The sequence below is a fragment of the Massilia sp. GER05 genome (assembly GCF_052056005.1).
GTDB classification, from domain to species: Bacteria; Pseudomonadota; Gammaproteobacteria; order Burkholderiales; family Burkholderiaceae_D; genus Telluria; species Telluria orientalis.
Genome location: NZ_CP178858.1, coordinates 6,744,355 through 6,765,921, shown reverse-complemented (window position 1 = coordinate 6,765,921; position 21,567 = coordinate 6,744,355). Strand labels below are relative to the sequence as shown.

The 21,567-nt window shown below is 65.4% G+C and carries 18 protein-coding genes and 1 pseudogene; 17 read left to right on the top strand and 2 right to left on the bottom strand.

The window, feature by feature from the left end; all coding sequences use genetic code 11:
* Positions 1-15: 15 nt before the first annotated feature.
* The 15 genes and pseudogenes from ACL58G_RS29795 to ACL58G_RS29725 all read left to right on the top strand — a co-directional run bounded on the left by ACL58G_RS29795 (position 16) and on the right by ACL58G_RS29725 (position 17,441).
* A complete protein-coding gene (locus ACL58G_RS29795) occupies positions 16-969 on the top strand; it encodes a VTT domain-containing protein (RefSeq protein WP_413387063.1) in 954 nt (317 codons plus the stop codon).
* Between the two features lie 225 nt (positions 970-1,194).
* The gene (locus tag ACL58G_RS29790; protein ID WP_440964061.1) at positions 1,195-2,247 is read left to right on the top strand and encodes a glucokinase; all 1,053 of its coding nucleotides are present in this window, start codon (positions 1,195-1,197) and stop codon (positions 2,245-2,247) included.
* A gap of 379 nt (positions 2,248-2,626) precedes the next feature.
* Positions 2,627-3,220 (top strand): annotated as a pseudogene (gene scpB, locus ACL58G_RS29785) (SMC-Scp complex subunit ScpB); the annotation flags it as partial.
* A gap of 99 nt (positions 3,221-3,319) precedes the next feature.
* Complete coding sequence (gene rluB / locus ACL58G_RS29780; RefSeq protein WP_440968162.1) at positions 3,320-5,350, top strand: 23S rRNA pseudouridine(2605) synthase RluB; 2,031 nt, start codon at positions 3,320-3,322, stop codon at positions 5,348-5,350.
* Between the two features lie 279 nt (positions 5,351-5,629).
* Positions 5,630-6,118 carry a ribosome maturation factor RimP gene (rimP, locus tag ACL58G_RS29775; protein ID WP_371763677.1) on the top strand — a complete coding sequence of 163 codons (489 nt, stop codon included), beginning with the start codon at positions 5,630-5,632 and terminating at the stop codon, positions 6,116-6,118.
* Positions 6,115-7,680, top strand: coding sequence for a transcription termination factor NusA (gene nusA / locus ACL58G_RS29770; RefSeq protein WP_413387065.1), 1,566 nt, complete (start codon positions 6,115-6,117; stop codon positions 7,678-7,680). Before rimP ends, nusA begins: the two co-directional genes overlap by 4 nt.
* Positions 7,681-7,781: 101 nt before the next feature.
* A complete protein-coding gene (gene infB, locus ACL58G_RS29765) occupies positions 7,782-10,670 on the top strand; it encodes a translation initiation factor IF-2 (protein ID WP_413387066.1) in 2,889 nt (962 codons plus the stop codon).
* 253 nt (positions 10,671-10,923) lie between these two features.
* Entirely contained in the window at positions 10,924-11,373 is a 450-nt protein-coding gene (gene rbfA / locus ACL58G_RS29760) for a 30S ribosome-binding factor RbfA (protein ID WP_440964060.1), read from the top strand.
* Complete coding sequence (gene truB / locus ACL58G_RS29755) at positions 11,370-12,293, top strand: tRNA pseudouridine(55) synthase TruB (RefSeq protein WP_440964059.1); 924 nt, start codon at positions 11,370-11,372, stop codon at positions 12,291-12,293. The genes rbfA and truB overlap by 4 nt, the downstream gene beginning before the upstream one ends.
* Positions 12,294-12,332: 39 nt before the next feature.
* Positions 12,333-12,518 (top strand): hypothetical protein, encoded by a 186-nt coding sequence (locus tag ACL58G_RS29750; RefSeq protein ID WP_440964058.1) that lies wholly within the window; start codon positions 12,333-12,335, stop codon positions 12,516-12,518.
* A gap of 154 nt (positions 12,519-12,672) precedes the next feature.
* Positions 12,673-14,511, top strand: coding sequence for a translational GTPase TypA (gene typA, locus ACL58G_RS29745; RefSeq protein ID WP_440964057.1), 1,839 nt, complete (start codon positions 12,673-12,675; stop codon positions 14,509-14,511).
* 269 nt (positions 14,512-14,780) lie between these two features.
* On the top strand, positions 14,781-15,290 hold the full coding sequence (locus ACL58G_RS29740; protein ID WP_371763683.1) for a DUF6160 family protein: 510 nt from the start codon (positions 14,781-14,783) through the stop codon (positions 15,288-15,290).
* Between the two features lie 80 nt (positions 15,291-15,370).
* Entirely contained in the window at positions 15,371-16,144 is a 774-nt protein-coding gene (locus ACL58G_RS29735) for a hypothetical protein (protein WP_440964056.1), read from the top strand.
* Positions 16,144-16,986 carry a hypothetical protein gene (locus tag ACL58G_RS29730; protein WP_440964055.1) on the top strand — a complete coding sequence of 281 codons (843 nt, stop codon included), beginning with the start codon at positions 16,144-16,146 and terminating at the stop codon, positions 16,984-16,986. Before ACL58G_RS29735 ends, ACL58G_RS29730 begins: the two co-directional genes overlap by 1 nt.
* Positions 16,983-17,441: a hypothetical protein gene (locus tag ACL58G_RS29725; protein ID WP_440964054.1), complete on the top strand. Its 459-nt coding sequence runs from the start codon at positions 16,983-16,985 to the stop codon at positions 17,439-17,441. Before ACL58G_RS29730 ends, ACL58G_RS29725 begins: the two co-directional genes overlap by 4 nt.
* On the opposite strand, the gene ACL58G_RS29720 is transcribed toward ACL58G_RS29725, so the two are convergent.
* Both ACL58G_RS29720 and ACL58G_RS29715 read right to left on the bottom strand, forming a co-directional pair.
* Entirely contained in the window at positions 17,386-18,543 is a 1,158-nt protein-coding gene (locus ACL58G_RS29720) for an AraC family transcriptional regulator (RefSeq protein ID WP_440964053.1), read from the bottom strand. The genes ACL58G_RS29725 and ACL58G_RS29720 overlap by 56 nt on opposite strands.
* A 166-nt stretch (positions 18,544-18,709) precedes the next feature.
* A complete protein-coding gene (locus ACL58G_RS29715; RefSeq protein ID WP_156403644.1) occupies positions 18,710-19,561 on the bottom strand; it encodes a helix-turn-helix domain-containing protein in 852 nt (283 codons plus the stop codon).
* A 208-nt stretch (positions 19,562-19,769) separates the two neighbouring features.
* Between ACL58G_RS29715 and ACL58G_RS29710 the strand changes: the two genes are divergently transcribed.
* Both ACL58G_RS29710 and ACL58G_RS29705 read left to right on the top strand, forming a co-directional pair.
* The gene (locus tag ACL58G_RS29710; RefSeq protein ID WP_413342833.1) at positions 19,770-20,531 is read left to right on the top strand and encodes a C39 family peptidase; all 762 of its coding nucleotides are present in this window, start codon (positions 19,770-19,772) and stop codon (positions 20,529-20,531) included.
* A gap of 20 nt (positions 20,532-20,551) precedes the next feature.
* Positions 20,552-21,562 carry a transporter gene (locus ACL58G_RS29705; RefSeq protein WP_413387076.1) on the top strand — a complete coding sequence of 337 codons (1,011 nt, stop codon included), beginning with the start codon at positions 20,552-20,554 and terminating at the stop codon, positions 21,560-21,562.
* Positions 21,563-21,567 lie beyond the last annotated feature (5 nt).

Below are 21,567 nucleotides of genomic sequence, written 5' to 3'. Positions count from 1 at the left end.
CGCTACCATACCAGGATGGCCCAGCTCTCCCACCTGATTCACGTTTACGGCGTCCTCATCGTGTTCGGCATCGTCCTGCTCGAACAGATCGGACTGCCCATTCCCGCGTTTCCGGTGCTGATCATCGCCGGTGCGCTGGCCGTCGACGGCGGGGCCAACTGGCCGCTGTACCTGGCCGCTTCCGTGCTGGCTTGCCTCATCAGCGATTACTTCTGGTTCCGCGCCGGCCGCTACTACGGCAAGCGCATCCTGCGCCTGCTGTGCAAGATTTCGCTGTCGCCCGATTCCTGCGTCAGCCAGACCGAGGACAATTTCAGCCGCTGGGGCGCGAAATCCCTCGTCGTCGCCAAGTTCATTCCCGGCTTCAACACGATCGCGCCGCCGCTCGCAGGCGCCATGGGCACGACGACGCCGCAGTTCGTCTGGCTGTCCGTCGCCGGCGGCCTGCTATGGAGCGGCGTGGGCATGGGCCTCGGTGCCTGGTTCCACAACAGCGTGGACGACGTCATCGCATGGTTCGAGACCCTGGGCAGCACGGCGTTGATGGTCGTCGGCTTCCTGCTCGTGCTGTTCGTGTCGTTCAAGTACATCGAGCGCAAGCGCAACCTCGGCGGGGCCAACCTGCCGCGCATCACGATGGACGAGCTCAAGGACCTGGTCGAGGCGGGACACGATCCGCTGATCGTCGACGCCCGCGGCGCCACCGCGCGCCAGCTGGAAGCAGGCATTCCCGGCGCACTGGTCTATGGCGACAACGTGCCGGAGCGCCTGATGGCCACGCTCGACAAGGACCGCCATATCGTCATCTATTGCTCCTGCCCGAACGACGTCACGGCGGCGCAGGTGGCGAAGGAGTTCGTCAAGAACGGTTTTCATCGCGCCCGTCCGCTGTACGGCGGCCTGGATGCGTGGAACGACCATTGCGCGGCCGCCCAGGCCGACGCCGAGCTCAAGCCCAAGCACGGCTGAGCAATCATCCATTGACCGATCACGCGGCACCGGCCCCCGCGCGCCGGCGCTCGCCCATGCTTTCGATACCTCCCGCGAATTGGTAGCTGGACTACTCGCCGCCGCACAGCGGCTTTACGCAAATTCGCCCGGATGTTGGGTCGGATGTACCTAAACTACAATAAAAGCTTGCGCTGCAGCCAAGAAATCCTTAAGCTTCGAGGAATCTGTTTCTTACGGCCTGCCATGATCGTTTCGCCCGTTGCCATCGTCGATCCGTCCACCGAACCGCGCCTCGACAGCGCCCGATACGCGAGCCCGCGCCTGCTGGCCGACATCGGCGGGACCAATGCTCGCTTCGCGCTGGAAACAGGACCCGGCACGGTCGGGCTGATCGAAGTCCTGCCCTGCGCCGCGTACGCGACCCTCGCCGACGCGCTGCGGGCCTACCTCGCGCTGCCGCACGTGGCCGCCGTGGGCGCCGTCCGCCATGGGGCGATCGCGATTGCGAATCCCATCGTCGGCGACTTCGTGCGCATGACCAATCATCACTGGGAATTCTCGATCGAGGCGTTGCGCCGCGAGTGCGGATTCGACGCGCTGGCCGTCGTCAACGATTTCTACGCGCTGGCGATGGCGCTGCCGCACCTGGCGGACGGCGAGAAGCGCCAGGTCGGCGGCGGCGCGCCCGTCGCGGGCAGCCCGATCGGCCTGCTGGGAGCGGGGACGGGCCTGGGCGTATCCGGCCTGGTGCCGGCGGAAAACCGGCCCGCCGGCGCCAAGCCCGTCTGGACGGCACTGCGCAGCGAAGGCGGCCATGTGACGTTTTCCCCGGCCAACGCGACCGAAGTCGCCATCCTGCAATTCGCCTGGCGCGAATTCGAACACGTGTCGGCCGAGCGCTTCCTGTCCGGTTCCGGCCTGGAACTGATCTACCGCGCGCTGGCGAACCTGCGCGGCGGCGCGGTGGAGGCGCTGGATGCGCCCGAGATCACGCGCCGCGGCCTGGCCGGCACCTGCGTCGTGTGCGACGAGGTCATCGAGGTCTTCTGCGGCATGCTGGGCACCATCGCCGGCAACCTGGCCGTCACGCTGGGTGCCCAGGGCGGCGTCTACATCGGCGGCGGCATCGTGCCGCGCCTGGGCGAGCGCTTCGCCGCCTCGTGCTTCCGCGCCCGCTTCGAGCAGAAGGGCCGCTTCGCGGGCTACCTGGCGCAGGTGCCCACCTATGTGATCACGGCCAACTACCCCGCTTTCGTGGGCGTTTCGGCAATCCTCGCGGACCATCCGGGCGTGTGATCCGCGTCCGCGGCGTCGCTTCCGATGCATGGCAATGTTCTTTTCCCGGTTTTATCGGGTACAATGACTGTCAGTTGGAAGAAACGATGTCGTTCGCTTAGCCCGGCGCCAGGAGCCTCGCCTCCAGAGCCCAGTCTCCCGATGGTGCCGGCAGCCCCGTTTCTCTTGAAAATCAACCGTTTGCGGTCCACTTTCCGGTGAGCCGCCCCGTGCCAGGGCGCAAACCCTCACGGTATCCCGTCCGGTACGCCAATCCGGGCGATGGAACCCCGTTTCAAAGCATGAGTCTCAGTCTGGCGGCTGCCGCGCAGCTGATGGAGCGGGTTATGTTTGATGATTCTTAGCATCCAGAGTTGCACACTCCGCTGACGACATCGTTATGAACACTGATGAGGCCAAGAAGGTCCTCGAGACCGCCTTGCTGTGCGCGCGCGAGCCGATGACGATACACGCCATGAAGAAGCTCTTCGTCGACGTGGACAAGGACGGCCAGCCGCTGGGCGCCGGCGTCGGGTCGGATACGATCAAGATCCTGCTCGAAGAATTGCGCCAGGATTGGCAGGATCGCGGCATCGAGATCGTCAGCCTGGCATCGGGCTGGCGTTTCCAGAGCCGCCCGGAAATGAAGCCTTACCTGGACCGGATCGCGCCGGAAAAACCGCCGAAGTATTCGCGCGCGACCCTGGAAACCCTGGCGATCATCGCCTACCGCCAGCCGGTGACGCGTGGCGACATCGAGGAAATCCGCGGTGTGGCGGTGAATTCACAGACGATCAAGATGCTGGAAGACCGCGGCTGGATCGACGTGGTGGGCCACCGCGAAGTGCCCGGGCGCCCCGCGCTGCTGGGAACGACGAAGCAGTTTCTCGACGACCTGGGGCTCGCCGCGCTGTCCCAGTTGCCGCCGCTGCAGCAGGTGGCCGACATCGGCGCCGGGCGCAGCCTGGAAGCACTGGAAGCGGCCCTGCAACAATTTGACGACACTTCACCTGTTGAAGTCCCGATACACGACCAAGCGCTCGCGTCCAACGACTGATCGTCGCGCCAGGTCAGCAAAACCAAGAAACGAATGATGAATCCAACTGACATGAACGAGACGACCCCTGCCGAGGCAGGACAGGAGACGGCCGCCAAGCCGAAGCGTCGCACCAAGCCGAAGGCGGAGGCCGCACCCGCGCCCGCACCGGAAGGCGCGCAGCCGGACGCCGTGGAAAAACCGAAACGCACGCGCAAGACCGCGGCCCAGAAGGCGGCCGAGGCAGCCGAAGGCGCGGCCCCGGCCGTCGCCGCGGCACCGGCCGCCGAACCGGCGCCGCGCAAGCCGCGTACCCGCAAGGCCGCCGTGGCCGAGGCTGCGCCCGCCGCGGCCGAGCCGGCCCCTGCGCCCGCGCCCGCATCGGTGCCTGTTGCCGCCGCACCTGCGCCAGCGCCTGCGCCAGCCGCAGTCGCTCCGGCGGACGACGCTGCCGGCCAGCGCAAGCCGCGCGGCCCGCGCCAGATGCGTGAGCAGCGCCAGCAGCGCGAACCGCGCCAACCGCGCGTCGAATCCGAAGCGCCCGCGGTGGAGGCCGTTGCCGCCGAAGCGGCACCGGCCGAAGCCGGCCGCAACGAGCAGCGCCGCGACCAGCGCGGCGGCAAGCAGCAGAAGAAGAAAGGCCAGCCGGGCCAGCAGCGCGGCCAGCAGGCACAGAACGCTCAGGGCGCCCAGGGCGCCCAGAACGCTCAACCGCAGGGCCAGAACCAGAAACAGCAAGGCAAGGGCAAGAACGCCAGGCCCGGCAACAAGCCGGCCAAGGGCGGCAAGGGCAACGATGCCGACGCCGTGTTCTCGTTCGTCACGTCGGACGCGTTCGACGCCTACGAGGGCGGCCGCGGTCAGTCGCAGCCGACCAAGGCGCGCCGCGACCTGACGGCCGAGGACGACGCACCGAAGCTGCACAAGGTGCTGGCGGAAGCGGGCCTCGGTTCGCGCCGCGACATGGAAGAACTGATCATCGCCGGCCGCGTGTCGGTGAACGGCGAGCCGGCCCACATCGGCCAGCGCATCCTGCCGACCGACGCCGTGCGCATCAACGGCAAGCTGCTGCAGCGCCGCGTGAACAACAACAAACCGCCGCGCGTGCTGGTGTACCACAAGCCGGCCGGCGAAATCGTCAGCGCGGACGATCCGGAAGGCCGTCCGTCCGTGTTCGACCGCCTGCCGACCATGAAGACCGGCAAATGGCTGGCCGTGGGCCGCCTCGACTTCAACACCGAGGGCCTGCTGCTGTTCACGAATTCCGGTGACCTGGCGAACCGCCTGATGCACCCGCGCTACAACATCGACCGCGAATACGCCGTGCGTACGCTGGGCGAGCTGGAAGAGGGCATGCGCCAGAAGCTGCTGGCCGGCGTCGAGCTCGACGACGGCACGGCCTCGTTCACCAAGATTGCCGATGGCGGCGGCGAGGGTGTGAACCGCTGGTACCGCGTGGTGATCGGCGAAGGCCGCAACCGCGAGGTGCGCCGCATGTTCGAGGCGGTGGGGCTCACCGTTTCGCGCCTGATCCGTACGCGCTACGGCGCCATGACCCTGCCGTCGGGCCTCAAGCGCGGCCGCTGGGAAGAGCTGGAAGAAAACGACGTGCGTCAGTTCCTCGACGCCTTCGGCATCGAGAAGAAGGGCGGCGCCCAGAACAACAAGGGTGCTGCCGGCGGCAAGGGGCAGGGTGGCCCCAAGGGCCGCGGCAACGACGATCAGCGCTCGAACGGCAACCGCATCGACCGTGCCGACGCCAACCGCAACGTGGATCCGTTCGGTCCGCCGGTGGCGCGTGTCGGCGCGGGTCGCGAAGAGGGCGGCATCCTGGGTGGCCGCGGCGGCCAGGGTGGGCGCGGCTTCGGCGGTGACCAGGCACGCGGCAGCAACCAGCCGCGTGGCAACAACCAGCCGCGTGGCAGCAACCAGCCGCGTGGCGGTGGCGGTGGCGGTGGTGGCAAAGGCCCGCGCCAGCCGGATCCTCTGCAGACGACGTTCGGTTTTGCCGGCGCCGGCCAGAACCGCCGCAGCCAGGGTCCGCGCGTGAGCGACCACGGCATGCCGCGCCGCGGCCGCCGCGGTTAATTCGTCAAATCGCGCGGCATGACCTGAGTCATGCCGCGCGAAAATGAATCGCTTGCAGCGCCGTGTTCTTCAAACGTGTAAACTGTTGCATAGCTGTTCATTTTGCAGTGCGGCGATTGCGGCCGACCCTGTATCGGGTTATAATGCATGTCTAACCCGAGTGCTTCCCAATATTGTTTTGGCGAACAAGCTCCAGTTGGGAATACAAAAGATGGGCAGTTGCCCATTTTTTTTTGTTGAATCGTTTTACGGGTCCGGCACCGGACCGTGGAGAAACCTGTGCAGTTGTTTGATTTGATTGCCACGACAGTCAGCGGACTGGGCTACGACCTCGTCGATATCGAACGGGCCGAGCGAGGCATCCTGCGCGTGTTTATCGACTTCCCGGCGGCAGTGGCGGACGAAAAGGGACCGATCTCGGTCGAGGATTGCGCCACGGTGAGCCACCAGCTGTCGCACGTGCTGATGGTCGAAAACGTCGACTACGAGCGCCTGGAAGTGTCGTCGCCCGGACTGGACCGTCCGGTGCGCACCCTGGCCGACTTCGAACGCTTTGCCGGCAGCGAATGCACCGTCAAGCTGCGCGTCGCGATGCCCGGCACCGCGAACCGCAAGACCTGGACGGGCATCCTGCATGCGCCGCAGGGCGACAAGATCGGGTTGGAATTTGAAAGCAAGGATGGGCCGGCGTTGCTCGAATTTACGCTGGCCGAACTGGACAAGGCACGCCTGGTGCCGAAGGTGGATTTTAGGAGTCGCAAAGCATGAGTCGCGAAATTTTGTTACTGGTTGATGCGCTCGCGCGCGAAAAGAACGTCGACAAGGAGGTCGTCTTCGGCGCCCTCGAGTTCGCCCTGGCGCAAGCTACGAAAAAGCGCTATGAAGGCGAAGTCGACATTCGCGTGTCCATCGACCGCGACAGCGGCGAGTTCGAAACCTTCCGCCGCTGGCACGTCGTGCCCGACGAGGCCGGCCTGCAGCTGCCCGACCAGGAAATCCTGCACTTCGAAGCCAAGGAACAAATTCCGGACATCGAAGTCGACGAATACATCGAAGAGCCGATCGAGTCGGTCGAGTTCGGTCGCCGCTTCGCCCAGGACACGAAACAGGTCGTGCTGCAGCGCGTCCGTGACGCCGAGCGCGAGCAGATCCTGCAGGACTTCCTGGAGCGCGGCGACGCGCTGGTCACCGGCACCATCAAGCGCATGGAGCGCGGCGATGCGATCGTCGAATCGGGCAAGATCGAGGCGCGCCTGCCGCGCGACCAGATGATCCCGAAGGAAAACCTGCGCATCGGCGACCGCGTGCGTGCCTACATCCTGCGCGTGGACCGCAACATGCGCGGCCCGCAGGTGATCCTGTCGCGCACGGCACCGGAATTCATCATGAAACTGTTCGAACTCGAAGTTCCCGAGATCGAGCAGGGTCTGCTGCAGATCAAGTCGGCCGCCCGCGACCCGGGCGTCCGTGCGAAGATCGCTGTCTTTACCGCGGACAAGCGCATCGACCCGATCGGTACCTGCGTCGGCATGCGCGGTTCGCGCGTGCAGGCCGTGACCGGCGAGCTGGGCGGCGAGCGCGTGGACATCGTGCTGTGGTCGGAAGATCCGGCCCAGTTCGTGATCGGCGCGCTGGCTCCGGCCAACGTGTCGTCGATCATGGTGGATGAAGAGAAGCACGCGATGGACGTCGTCGTCGACGAGGAAAACCTCGCGATCGCGATCGGCCGTTCGGGCCAGAACGTACGCCTGGCGTCCGAGCTGACCGGCTGGAAGATCAACATCATGACCGCCGAAGAGTCGGCCAACAAGGCTGCCCAGGAAACCGCTGCCGTGCGCACGCTGTTCATGGAAAAGCTGGATGTGGACGAGGAAGTGGCGAACATCCTGGTCGAAGAAGGCTTCTCGAGCCTTGAAGAAGTCGCATACGTGCCCATCTCCGAAATGCTGGAGATCGAATCGTTCGACGAGGACACCGTCAATGAACTGCGCACCCGCGCACGCGACGCGCTGGTGACCGAGGCGATTGCTTCGGAAGAAGGTCTCGAGGGTATGGAAGAGGCGCTGGCCAACCTGGAAGGGATGGACCGCGCCACTGCCGGCAAGCTGGGCCTGGCCGGTATCAAGACCCTGGAGCAATTCGCGGGTCTGGCCTACGACGAGTTCAGCGCCATCCTGGCGCTCCCGACCGATCGTGCCCGTGAACTGATCAAGAATGAATTTAATGATGTGACCGACGATGAGATGAAACTGGTCGACGCCAAGTACGACGACCGGGCCAAGGCCCTCCAGGCAAAAGCCTGGAGCCAGGTCGAAACGGCCAAGGCATAAATGAGACGCGACAGACCGGAGCATATCGCTTTCCGGTCTTCGCGCTTTATTAAGCTAGCAAATTTCTTTATCATCTCGCGACACATAGAAAAGAGGACTGAATGGCGAGTAACAACGTAGCCCAATTTGCCACCGAACTGAAGATGCCTGCAGATTTGCTGCTGACGCAGCTGCGTTCTGCCGGCGTCGAGAAAAGTTCGACGTCAGATCCCTTGTCCAAGGATGATAAGGATAAGCTGCTGAACCATCTGCGCCGTACCCACGGTGCCGCCGAATCCGGCGAAAAGAAGAAGATCACGGTGACCCGCAAGGAAACCTCCGAGATCAAGCAGGCTGACGCCAGTGGCAAGTCGCGCACGATCCAGGTCGAAGTGCGCAAGAAACGCACTTTCGTGCAACGTGACGATCTCGTCACGCCGAAGGCGGCTGCCCAGCAGTCGCCGGTCGTCGACGCCGCCGAGCAGGCGCGTCGCGATGAAGAAGCGCGCCGTCAGGCAGAGCTGATCGCGCGCCAGGAAGCGGAACTGCGCGAGAAGCAGGAACGCCTGGCCAAGCTCGAATCCGAAAAGGCCGAGCAGGCCAAGGCGGCCGAAGAGCAGGCCAAGCGCGACGCGGAAGAGCGCGCCAAGCGCGAAGCCGCGGAAGCCGAGGCAGCCCGTGCCAACGAGGCGCAGAAAGCATCCCAGGCGTCGGCAGGTGCTGCCAACGCCGCCGAGGAAGCGAAGCGCGCCGCCGCCGAGGAAGCCAAGAAAGCGGCTGCCGAGGAAGCCAAGCGCAAGGCCGAAGAGGCCGCGAAGGAAGCCGCCGAACGCGCTGCCGCCACCGAGCGTGCGCGCAAGGCCGTGGCCGACGAAGTCGCCCAGATCAAGGCGATGATGGCCCAGCCGCGCCGCGTGATCAAGGCGCCGGAAGTGGTGCCGGCTGCGAAACCGAAGGCGGCCGAACCGAGCACCCTGCACAAGCCGGCGACGGTTGCGAAACCGGCCGAAGCCAAGCCGGCCGACGGTGCGGGCGGCCGTGCCAAGCCGGGCGACAAGAAATCGATCAAGTCGGCCAACGTGGCCTCGACCTGGTCGGACGACAAGAAGCGCGGCGGTCCGAGCGGCGGTACGAAGGGGCGCGGCAACGCGGCGCCGACCGGCCGTGACGGCTGGCGTGCAGGCGGCGGCCGTGGCGGCCGTCGTGGCGGCCACGACGATCGCGAATCGAACTTCCAGGCCCCGACCGAAGCCATCGTCAAGGATGTCTACGTGCCGGAGACCATCACCGTCGCCGAACTGGCGCACAAGATGGCCGTCAAGGCATCGGAAGTCATCAAGCAGCTGATGAAGCTGGGCCAGATGTGCACCATCAACCAGGTGCTGGACCAGGAAACCGCGATGATCGTGGTGGAAGAGATGGGCCACAAGGCCTTCGCCGCCGCCGAGGACGATCCGGAAGCGCTGCTGGCCGACCACGGCGAGCATGCCGATTTCGAGTTGAAGCCGCGTGCGCCGGTCGTGACCGTCATGGGTCACGTCGACCACGGCAAGACCTCGCTGCTGGACTACATCCGCCGCGCCAAGGTGGCAGCGGGCGAAGCCGGCGGCATTACCCAGCACATCGGTGCTTACCACGTGGACACGCCGCGCGGCATGGTCACCTTCCTGGATACCCCGGGCCACGAGGCATTCACCGCCATGCGTGCCCGTGGTGCCAAGGCGACCGACATCGTCATCCTCGTGGTGGCGGCCGACGACGGCGTGATGCCGCAGACCAAGGAAGCAATCGCTCACGCGAAAGCGGCCGGCGTTCCCCTGGTCGTGGCGATCAACAAGATCGACAAGCAGGGCGCGAATCCGGACCGCGTGACCCAGGAACTGGTGGCTGAAGGCGTCGTGCCGGAAGAATACGGTGGCGAGTCGCCGTTCGTCCAGGTGTCGGCGAAAACCGGCCAGGGCATCGACGACCTGCTGGAAAACGTGCTGCTGCAGGCCGAAGTGCTGGAACTGAAGGCGCCGGTGGAATCGCTGGCCCGTGGCCTGGTGGTCGAAGCCCGCCTGGACAAGGGCCGCGGCCCGGTCGCCACCATCCTGGTGCAGTCGGGTACGCTGAAGCGCGGCGACGTCGTGCTGGCGGGATCGTCCTTCGGCCGCGTCCGTGCGATGCTGGACGAAAATGGCAAGTCGGTGACCGAAGCCGGTCCGTCCTTCCCGGTCGAGATCCAGGGCCTGACCGAAGTCCCGAGCGCGGGCGAGGAAGTCATGGTCATGGCCGATGAACGCAAGGCGCGCGAAATCGCACTGTTCCGTCAAGGTAAATTCCGCGACGTGAAACTGGCCAAGCAGCAGGCAGCGAAGCTGGAGAATATCCTCGACCAGATGGGCGAAGGCGAAGTCAAGAACCTGCCGCTCATCGTCAAGACCGACGTCCAGGGTTCGCAGGAAGCGCTGGTCGGCTCGCTGCAGAAGCTGTCGACGTCGGAAGTGCGTGTGCAGATCGTGCACGCGGCCGTCGGCGGCATCACCGAGTCGGACGTCAACCTGGCAACCGCGTCGAAGGCAGTCATCATCGGCTTCAACGCCCGTGCCGATGCCCAGGCGCGCAAGCTGGCGGAAACGAACGGCGTCGACATCCGTTACTACAGCATCATTTACGATGCGATCGACGAGATCAAGACGGCACTGTCGGGCATGCTGGCACCGGAGAAGCGCGAGCACGTCACCGGCCAGGTGGAAATCCGCCAGGTCATCCTCGTGTCGAAAGTCGGCGCGATCGCGGGTTGCCTGGTCACGGACGGCGTCGTCAAGCGTACCTCGTCGGTCCGCCTGCTGCGCAACAACATCGTCGTGTGGACGGGCGAGATCGACTCGCTCAAGCGCTTCAAGGACGACGTCAAGGAAGTGCGTGCCGGTCTGGAGTGCGGTCTGTCGCTGAAGAACTACAACGATATCCAGGTGGGCGATACCCTGGAAGTCTTCGAAGTTCAGGAAGTGGCGCGTACGCTGTAATCACGGCCTTTGCCGATCGGAGTACCATTTGGGGCCAGGAGCTCGCGCCTTGCGGCGCGGGGCGACTGGCCCCAAATCATTTTTCGTCGTTCCCGCGCACGCGGGAATCCATGCTGAGCATATCGGGTTGCGCTGATGGCTCGATCGATACAGTGATCGAAGTCGATTGTTTTTCGATTTCTGAACGTCAGTATGGGTTCCCGCTTTCGCGGGAATGACGGGTGATAACAAGAATACACGGCAGTAAACGAATATGGCAAAACATAGCAAAAGCATTCCCCAGCGCGGTTTGCGCGTGGCCGACCAGATCCAGAAGGACCTGTCGGAACTGATCGCCTTCGAACTGAAGGACCCGCGCGTCGGCATGGTCACCATCAGCGAGGTCAAGCTGACCCCGGACTACGCGCACGCGAAGATCTATTTCACGCTGCTCAAGGACAGCCCGGAAGAGATCAAGCAGACGCTGGAAGGCCTGACCAAGGCGTCGGGCTACCTGCGCAACCTGCTCGGCAAGCGCCTGCACATCCACACGCTGCCGCAGCTGCACTTCGTGCACGACACGTCGACGAGCCGCGGCCTCGCGCTGTCGGCGCTGATCGACCAGGCGAACGCGACAAGAGCAAAAGACGACGTGGCCGACACCGGCCACATCGAATCCGATCGAGGGGTTACCGGCAACGACGTTGCCGAGGATTCCGAGTGAACGCACGTCCCCCGAAAAAGCCCCGCGACCTCGTCGACGGGGTGCTCCTCATCGACAAGCCGGTTGGCCTGTCGTCCAACGATGCGCTGATCAAGGCAAAGCGCGTCGTCAACGCGAAGAAAGCCGGCCACACCGGCACGCTGGACCCGTTCGCCACCGGCCTGCTGCCGCTGTGCTTCGGCGAGGCGACCAAGTTCTCGCAAGACCTGCTGGAAGCGGACAAGACGTATGACGCCGTCGTCCACCTGGGCATCACGACGGCCACGGGCGATACCGAAGGCGAGGCCGTCGAGACGCGTCCCGTGAACGTCACGGTCGAGCAGATCGAAGCGGCGCTGGCGAAGTTCCGCGGCCCCATCCTGCAGATCCCGCCGATGTATTCGGCCCTGAAGCGCGACGGCAAGGCGTTGTACGAGTACGCGCGCGAAGGGATCACGCTGGAACGCGAAGCGCGTCCCGTCACGATCCACAAGCTCGAGATGCTGGCGTACGACGCCCCGATGCTGACGATCCGCGTCACGTGCAGCAAGGGCACGTACGTGCGCGTGCTGGGCGAGGACATCGGTGCCGAACTCGGCTGCGGCGCGCACCTGAACGCGCTGCGCCGGATCCAGGTCGGCGCGCTGACGGTCGACGGCATGGTCACCCTGGAACAGTTGCAGGCGCACGACAATCCGTTGTCGCTGCTGGCACCCGTCGATGCGCTGCTGTCGAGCTTTCCGCGCGTCGAGCTCACCCCCGAACTGGCCGCGCGCTTCCTCAACGGCCAGCGCCTCGCGCTGAACCGCGAGCCGGTGACGCTGCCTGAGACGCCGGGCAGGGTGCGTGTCTACCACGGCGATAAGCTGCTGGGCACGGCGATCCTGCAGGACTACGGCGTGCTGGCGCCCGAACGGCTGATCGCGCGGCCGCAAGGTTAATCGTTTGCTCTGGCGTCAACATTGCGCCAGAATCAAGTGATGCAAGCGACCGACTCCATTCGCACCGAAGCGCAACTGGCCGGCCGGGCCACCGGCGCCATGTTCTTCTTCGCGTTCGCCGCGCTGTATCCGCGGCTGGCGAGCGGCGGCCCGGCGGCGCCGGTGGGTTTCCTCGGTGCCGGACTCATCCTGTGGCTCAGCGCCGCCTGGGCACTGCGCGCCTGACGTCATCGTCATTCAATATTTCGGCGTTATTCTGGCGCTGCGGGCCGTTGCGGCGCAGCAGAGGCCTGTAAGCATGCTATACTAGTGGGTTCCGGAAGTCGAAAGTCTCGAGCTCTTCCGCCCATCACGCAACATTTCACTGTTGAAAACGCATATGTCAGACACCAAACGCGCGATTCGTAATATCGCAATCATCGCCCACGTTGACCACGGCAAGACCACCCTGGTGGACCAGCTGCTGCGCCAATCCGGCACTTTCCGTGAAAACCAGGCGGTCGACACCCGCGTGATGGACTCGAACGACCTCGAGAAAGAACGCGGCATTACGATTCTGTCGAAGAACTGCGCGGTCGAGTATGAAGGCACGCACATCAACATCGTCGACACCCCGGGCCACGCCGACTTCGGCGGCGAGGTCGAGCGCGTGCTGTCGATGGTCGACTCGGTGCTGCTGCTGGTGGACGCCCAGGAAGGCCCGATGCCGCAGACCCGCTTCGTCACGCGCAAGGCGCTGGCGCTGGGCCTGAAGCCGATCGTCGTCGTCAACAAGATCGACCGTCCGGGCGCGCGCGCCGACTGGGCGATCAACCAGACGTTCGAACTGTTCGACAAGCTGGGCGCCAACGACGAGCAGCTGGACTTCCCGATCGTCTACGCGTCGGGCCTGAACGGCTACGCCGGCATGGACGAAAGCGTGCGCGGCGGCGACATGAAGCCGCTGTTCGACGCCATCCTGAAATACGTGCCGGTGCGTGACGACAATCCGGACGGTCCGCTGCAGATGCAGATCACGTCGCTCGACTACTCGTCGTACGTCGGCAAGATCGGTATCGGCCGCGTCAACCGCGGTCGCGTCAAGCCGGGCATGGACGTGCTGGTCGTGAACGGCCAGGACGACAAGAATCCGATCAAGGGCCGCATCAATCAGGTGCTGAACTTCAAGGGCCTGGAGCGCGTGCTGGTCGATGAAGCCGTCGCCGGCGACATCGTGCTGATCAACGGTATCGAAGACATCGGCATCGGCGTGACCGTGACCGCGGTGGATACCCCGGAAGCGCTGCCGATGCTGACCGTCGACGAGCCGACCCTGACGATGAACTTCATGGTCAACAACTCGCCGCTGGCCGGCCGCGAAGGCAAGTTCGTCACCAGCCGCCAGCTGCGCGACCGCCTGGAACGCGAACTGAAGTCGAACGTGGCGCTGCGCGTGCTGCCGACCCCGGACGACACCGTGTTCGAAGTGTCGGGCCGTGGCGAGCTGCACCTGACCATCCTGCTGGAAAACATGCGTCGCGAAGGCTTCGAGCTGGCCGTGTCGCGTCCGCGCGTCGTCTTCAAGGAGATCGACGGCGTCAAGTGCGAGCCGTACGAAAACCTGACCGTCGACGTCGAAGAAGTCAACCAGGGCGGCGTGATGGAAGAACTGGGCCGCCGCCGTGGCGACCTGCAGAACATGGAATCGGACGGCAAAGGCCGCGTCCGTCTGGAATACCGCATCCCGGCCCGTGGCCTGATCGGCTTCCAGGGCGACTTCATGACCCTGACCCGCGGCACCGGCCTGATGAGCCACGTGTTCGACGCATACTCCCCGGTCGACAACGGCAAGGGCGAACTGGCCGGCCGCCGCAACGGCGTGCTGATCTCGCAGGATGACGGCCAGGCCGTCGCCTACGCACTGTGGAAGCTGCAGGACCGCGGCCGCATGTTCGTCGAGCACAACACCCCGGTGTACGAAGGCATGATCATCGGCATCCACTCGCGCGACAACGACCTGGTCGTCAACCCGATCAAGGGCAAGCAGCTGACCAACGTGCGCGCGTCGGGTACCGACGAAGCCGTCCGCCTGGTGCCGCCGATCCAGATGTCGCTGGAATACGCCGTCGAGTTCATCGAGGACGACGAACTGGTCGAGATCACGCCGAAGAGCATCCGCCTGCGCAAGCGCCACCTGAAAGAGCACGAGCGCAAGAAGGCCAGCCGCGAAGCCGCATAAGCTTCACTGGTTCCAACGAAAAACCCGCTGTTCGCAGCGGGTTTTTTTATGGCTCGGGAATCCATCGATTTGGCTTCCCGGGCAAGGACAAAACGATGTGGTTATTGCATTGGAAGGAATAACATTATTTCCACTTAATTGACTTCCAATTAAGGCAAAAGCGGTCCCGACGCAGCCGTCCCGATTGGCCACAAGCCGCAGAGGAACCGATGCGGACGCGCGGGTAAGCCCGAAGAGATTCCGTCGATCACAATAACACTGGAGATACCATGAAACTGCTGAAACAACTGACCGTCGTTGCCGCCCTGTCCTCGATCGCTTCGTACGCATCGGCCCTGACCCCGATCGCCGATGCCGAACTGTCCAAGGTCTCGGGCCGTGACGGTGTGTCGATCGCCGCTGACCTGCATGTGAACATCGGTTCGTTCGTCTACACGGATACCGATACCGCAGGCGGCTCGGTGAGCTTCAACAACATCAAGATCGCCGGTGCCATCGCTGCAACCATCGACATCATCGACAACGCCACGTTCCAGGCCGACGCCAGCGCAGCGTCGGGCGCATCGAGCGTCCTGGGCGTGACCGGCGGTGCCGGCCTGGCCGCCTTCATGCCGGCGGGCGACGTCGTCAAGATCGCCATCCCGCTGATCGACACCAACAAGAACCTGAGCATGTCGGTCGACTCGATCAAGATGGGCAACTCGACCGCTTCCTACGGTTCGTTCGCCGCCAACGACATCAAGCTGCAAGGCACCACCGTCTACATCTGGGCGCACTGAGCGGCTCGGGTTGGGTGATGGACGGCCCGCGGGCTTGCCCCGGGCCGTTTTTTTGACCATTGTTTCCCCCTGGTTAGGCCATGCGCACCTTGCTCACTGCGTCCCTCGTGGCACTCTCGCTGTCGCCCTGCGCGGCATCGGCCCAGATGCGCCCGATGTCCGACGCCGAACTGTCCACAGTCAGCGGCCAGGGCCTGTTCACGGTCAGTAATTCCAGCTACAGTGGTTTCGATTTCACGCGCATCGGCCTCGACGCCGACGTCTCGCTGAACGCCAACTTCGCCAACATGCGCCTGGGCGAGTACACGTACGCGCCGCGCAACGGGTCCGGCGCCGACCTCGACATCGGCGCGCTGCGGTTCGGCCGCACCGACGCGTCCGCGGCACAGCGGCTCGTGCAGATCACGAACCCCTATTTCGAATTCGTCTACAAGAACACCGCCGCGGGCGGCGGCAGCCAGCGCGAGATCGTCGGCATGCGTCTCGGCTTCGACGGCATCTCCGGCGACATCGGCATGAAGATCGCCACGCTGTCCGGTTCCATGCGCATCGATGCGGGCGCCGCCGGCGTCATCGACAGCATGAACGACGCCGGCGGCGGCAAGCGCTGGGACGGCACGTGCACGGGCTGCACGCCGCTCGCCAACGTGGGCGGCGTCACGGCCGGCGATGCGAACGGCCCGAGCCGCGATTTCTGGATCGCGATCCTCAAGCAACCCGTGACATTCCAGGCCGCCGCCGGCATGCCCGCGCCGACCGAGGCGCAGGCCGGCATCTGGCTGAACTGGCGCGACCGGCTGACCGCGCTGAACCTTACCGGCACCGTGCCGGCCAATAACGCGGCGGGGCATTGATGCGCGCCGTCGCCGCTGCCATCCTGTTGTCCGCGCCGGCGCTGGCCGCCGCGCTCGAACCGCTGCCGGACAGCGCACTCGCCAAGGTGGCGGGGCGCGACGGCATGAGTTTCAACCTGTCGAATTTCGCCATGAGCGGCAACGCCGAGCTGCGCTACTACGCGCCCGGCGGCGGCAGCGTCGGCATCGGCAACCTGGCCGCATCGCGTTCCGACAACACGGACGCGCCGTTCGCCGATCCGTACCGCCTCGACATCCTCGCGGGCGGCCAGGGCCGTGCCGACATCATCAACATCGCCTTTCCCGAGAACGCGGCCGGCCGCGAAGTCTGGCAGGTCGCCTACGATTTCGGCGTGAACGCCAGCGGCTTCGACGTCAGGAACGGCAGCGTGATCCTCAAGGATCTCATGGTCTACGGCGGCGGCCTGCAGTGGTCGACGCCGGCCGTGGGCGACGGCCTCGCGTTCGGCCTCGCCACACGCATCGAGCTCGGGAGCCTGACGCTGGCGCCGAACGGACGCGAGGCGACGGGCGAGGCGATGGTGCTGTCCAACGTGAAGATCGGCGCGGCGACGGCGGACGGTTCCGCGCCCACGTCGCCGTGGCGCATCGCCGACGTGACGAGCCAGGCCGGCATCTTCAATGCGCGCACGGACGCGGCGGGTAATTCGAGCCTGCACATCGGCGTCAACTGGCCCGAGGCCGGCCAGGCGGCACCGAGCGGCACGCTGCAGATCGGGAACATCGGCTTCCGCAGCGACGCAGGCGCGAGCATGGACCTGGGCAGCTCGCGCATCGGATCCATCCAGTTGCAGTACCTCGACGTCAAGTTCCGCCAGTGAGCACGCGCCTTCTCGCCCTCCTGTTGCTCCTTGTGGCGCGGTGTGCGCTGGCGGGGCCGCAGCCGCTGGCCGACGAAGAACTCGCGCAGGTGCGCGGCGCCGACGGCGTCAGCTTCGCCGTGCGCCTGCAACTGAACCGTCCGGGCGACGGCAGTGTGGGCGACAGCCGCCTGACCATCGGCCAGACGGTCGATGGCCGCACGACGTACACGGTATTCAAGAACATCGGGGGCGTGATCCAGATGGTGGGCCTGAACATCAGTCCGCAGACGGCCGCGGACGGCACGAACTACCTGGCGCTGACTCTGCCGGCGTGGACGAAGTTCACGGACGCCGGCTTCGATTCGCTCAGCGTGCAGGCCGACCCGCGCGGGCCCGTCACGCAGAGCCTGGGGCAGGTCACCCTGAACGGCGAATTGCAGATGCAGGGCCAGTTGCGCCTGTGGTCCCATTGACGGCCGCTTGTCCGTGGGCGTTCAGCCGGTCCTGCTGGAATTCGCCGGGCGCCTTGCCGAACCAGCGCAGGCAGGCGCGGTGGAAGGCGCTGGGGTCGGCGAAACCCAGCTTGTAGCTGAGGTTCTTGACGCTGATGCGGTCGCTGCCGAGGTATTGCTGCGCGATCGTGCGGCGCACCTCGTCGACGAGCGTGGAAAAGTCGGTGCCTTCGCCCGCAAGACGGCGCTGCAGGGTGCGCTCGCTGATCGCGAGGCGCCGCGCGACGGCATCGCGCAATGCGCCGCCCTGGTCAATCATCGCCGGCAGGAGTTCGCGCACGCGCGCGGCCACGCTCGTGCGCTCGGCCTGCGCGAGGCGTTCGTCGAGCAGGCGGAACAGGCCTTCCGCCGCGAGCGGGTTCGCGGTCGGAATCGGCGCCGTGATGTCGGCATTGGCGAATTCGACCGCGTTGGCGGGCGCGCCGAAACGCACGGGGCACCCATACTTTCGCACGTACGGCGCCGTGTCGAGCGGGGCCGGATACGCGTATTCGACGAGCGCCGGCTTCAGGTCGGGCTTGCTGCCGACGAAGCGCAACGTCGCCAGCAGCAGGTTCCAGGTGAAGTCGTAGCGCGCCTGCGGCACGGCGCGCGCGCCGCCGACGAGGTTCAGGCCCACGCGCACGCGGTCCGCCTTCGGCTCGATGGTGGCGCGCACGACGGGCGACACGAGCGGCATGTAGCGCGTCAGGCTGTCCGCGGCCTGGCGCAGGGTGGGGGAGGCGAGCATCAGATGGCCCAGTACGCCGAGCCAGCTGAGCGGGTCCGGGGCGAACACGCGAAAGCCGATCAGGGGATCGCCGCTGGCGGCCGCGAGGCTCTCCCACAGGATGCTGAACTGGTCGGACAACGCGAGCAGGTCGGCCGCGCGCTGTCCCTGCGCGCCGTGCTCGAACCATTCGAGGCCGGCCCTGGCGAACAGGGCGTCGACGTCGATGCCCTCGGCGCCGAGGCAGGTCTTGATGCGCTGTACCACGTCCGTGGCGGACAGGTACTTCACGCTGGCGACCGCGTACGTGCGGACGCGTCCTGCGCTGGTCTCATGCTTGGTCTCCTGACTCATTTATCGAGTGGCCGCGGGTTCTTGTGCCCGGGTGTGTTTTTTATTATGTGTGCATGCGAAATCGCAACGCTTCGGAAAATGATCCCGTGTTTATCAAAAAACGATCATTTTAGGCAGGCAAGATTTTCAATTTGACGCGGCGCAAACGCGGCGTTGCCTGCCGGAATCAGGAGCGCGCCTGCTGGCGTGCCCGAGCGGGCGTGATGCCGTACGCGGCCGCGAAACAGGCCGTCATGTGACTCTGGCTGTTGAACCCGCATTGCGCCGCAACACGGGCGATCGAGAAGCTGGTCCGGGTCAGTAATTCATGCACCCGTTCGAGGCGTAAACGCAACACATAGCGGTGCGGCGTCATCCCCATCGCTTCCTGGAAGATGCGGCGGAAGTGCGATTCCGACACCCCCGCGCGCTCGGCCAGTTCGGCATTGGACAGCTCGCTCGACAGGTTCTGGCCGATCCATTCCAGCACGCCCTGCAGGCGGCCCAGCTGGAGGGCGTCCGGGGGAAGGTGGCGGCCCGTCTTGCCCTCCAGCACGCGGCACGCCTGCTCGATCATCAGGGAACAGGCCCGCTCCACGAAGCCCGTGTTCGGCGTGCTGGTGCGGGAAACTTCCGCCAGCAGCTGCTGGGCGGCCGCGTGCACGAGCGGGTCGGAGAACATGGGCGACTTGGCGCGCGCCGCGAGCAGGCGCTGCAGGTGGCGCACCATCTCGTGCTCCGGATCGAGGAAGTGGAACATCGCCATGTCGATCGCGCCGAAGAACGACCAGCGGCTCGCGAAGCCGGGCTGGAACACGGTCGCGGCACCCGCCAGGAAATCGAACGAACGGCCCGGACTGCGCCCGGCCGTGGCGCGCGCGCCACCGAGGTGGCAGGCCAGCACCATCGAATCGAGCGGCGGCACTTCGCAGCCGCCCAGCTGGAAGATGTAGCGCTCCGCGCGCAGCGGCACGCCGCCGATCTCCACGCTGGTGACCGGCTCGCCCAATGCATTGCTGATCCTGTCCCAAGTGTGCACGCTGCCTCAATGAATGAGCGGTTTTTTATAAAAACGATAGCGTTTTATAACATCCGTCAGCCGTGGCTGCATCCAAAATATAGAAAAAGTGCAATAAACGTGGCCAAAACACCACGTTGGGATGCATGAAAAATCCGCCATCCGGACGCCATGAATGCGCACGGAGCCGGGCCACAAGGGGCCGCATGAAGCGCCCCAGGGAGACATCATGTACACATTCCTGCTGGGGATCCTCGCGGTCCTCGTGGGCGGCGGCGGCGTGCTGGCCAGGCACGACGTGCAGGACCGTCCGCTCGACCATTTCGACCTGCCGACGACCATGTCCGTGGCCGCCGCCGGCATTCCGAACGTGTCGATGGAGCCGTTCTCCGAGCTCAAGTACAAGAACATCGTCCACCAGGCCTACGATTACAGCTGCGGCTCCGCGGCGCTCGTCACGATCCTCAAGTACCACCTGGGCATCGACGTCACCGAGCAGCAGTCGATGGAAGGCATGATGGCCTTCGGCGAGAAGGACAAGATCATCGAGCGGCGCGGCTTTTCCCTGCTCGACATGAAGCGCTACCTCGCCTCGATCGACGTGCAGAGCGCGGGCTTCCACGCCGAGATGGCGGACCTGCTCGCGCTCGACGCGCCGGGCATCGTGCCGATCGACTACGCCGGCTTCAAGCATTTCGTCGTGCTGCGCGGCGTGCGTGGCGGCCTCGTGTTCCTGGCCGACCCGTCGGCCGGCAACATCACGTTCTCGGTCGAGGAATTCGCCACGCTGTGGGACCGCAACACGCTGTTCATCGCCTACCCGCCGAAGAACCGTCCGCCCGCATTGAAGCTCGCGCTGGCCGACGACGAACTGGGCGTGGTCGACATGGACCGCATCCGCGACCGCGGCCTGCAGCGCCCCATCGACACGCAGGTGGCGAACGAACGCCTGCTGAACGGTTTCGGCGGCATCTCGATCCGCAAACACTAGACCCACCACGAAGGACCACCATGAAGATTTCCACTATGTCGGCGTGCGCGCCGGCGCTGGCCTGCACCCTCCTGCTCGCCCAGATGCCGGCGCGGGCCCAGGACCCGGCGACCCCGGAAGCCGTGCGCGACGCGCTGGCGAAGAAGGAGGGCGATGCCGACAACACGACGCTGCTGAAGGAAACGCTGACCGCGGTGGACAAGCAGTACTCGCTGATCCGCAAGGGCAAGGTGCAGCTGAACTACGAGCTGGGCTACACCTACATCGGCCAGGAAAAGATCAACACCGACCTGTCGTCCGGCACGGCCACGCTGTTCTCGATCGAGAACACTAACTCGCACACGATCACCAACACGATCATGGCGGACTATGGCGTGCGCAACAACCTGACCGCCAACGTCACGCTGCCCCTGATCAGCCGCTACTCCGATTCCGGCGGCTTCTCGGGCGTCTCGCACACGATCGGCGACGTGGGCCTGGGCGTGCGCTGGCAGCCGCAGGAGGTCAAGCGCGACGAGGTCGCGTACACGTTCACGGGCAACGTGCGCCTCGCGACGGGCACCAGTCCGTACAAGGTCGACGTGCAGAAGGGCGTGGCCACCGGCTCCGGCGTCAACACCTTCAACATCGGCGCCAATATGACGCGCATCGTCGATCCGGTCGCGCTGTTCGGCTCCTTCAACATGGGCTACAGCCTCGCCGCGAAACACCTGAGCCAGCAAATGTACGGCGCCACGCTGCGCGAAGTGAAGCCGGGCGCCAGCTTCGGCTTCGGCCTCGGCTTCGCGTACGCGCTGTCGTACAAGATCACGACGTCGTTCTCGTTCCAGGAATCGATCCAGGCCCGCTCCACGCTCACCTTCGACAACGGCAACAAGGCACAGACGCAGACGCAGAGCGCGGGCATCCTGGCGATCGGCGCGGGCTATCGCATGTCGCCCAAGACCACCGTCAACGTGACGGTCGGCGCCGGCCTCACGGCGGCCGCGCCGAACCTGTCGCTCACCATGAGCCTGCCGTTGTCGCTGTGAGGCCG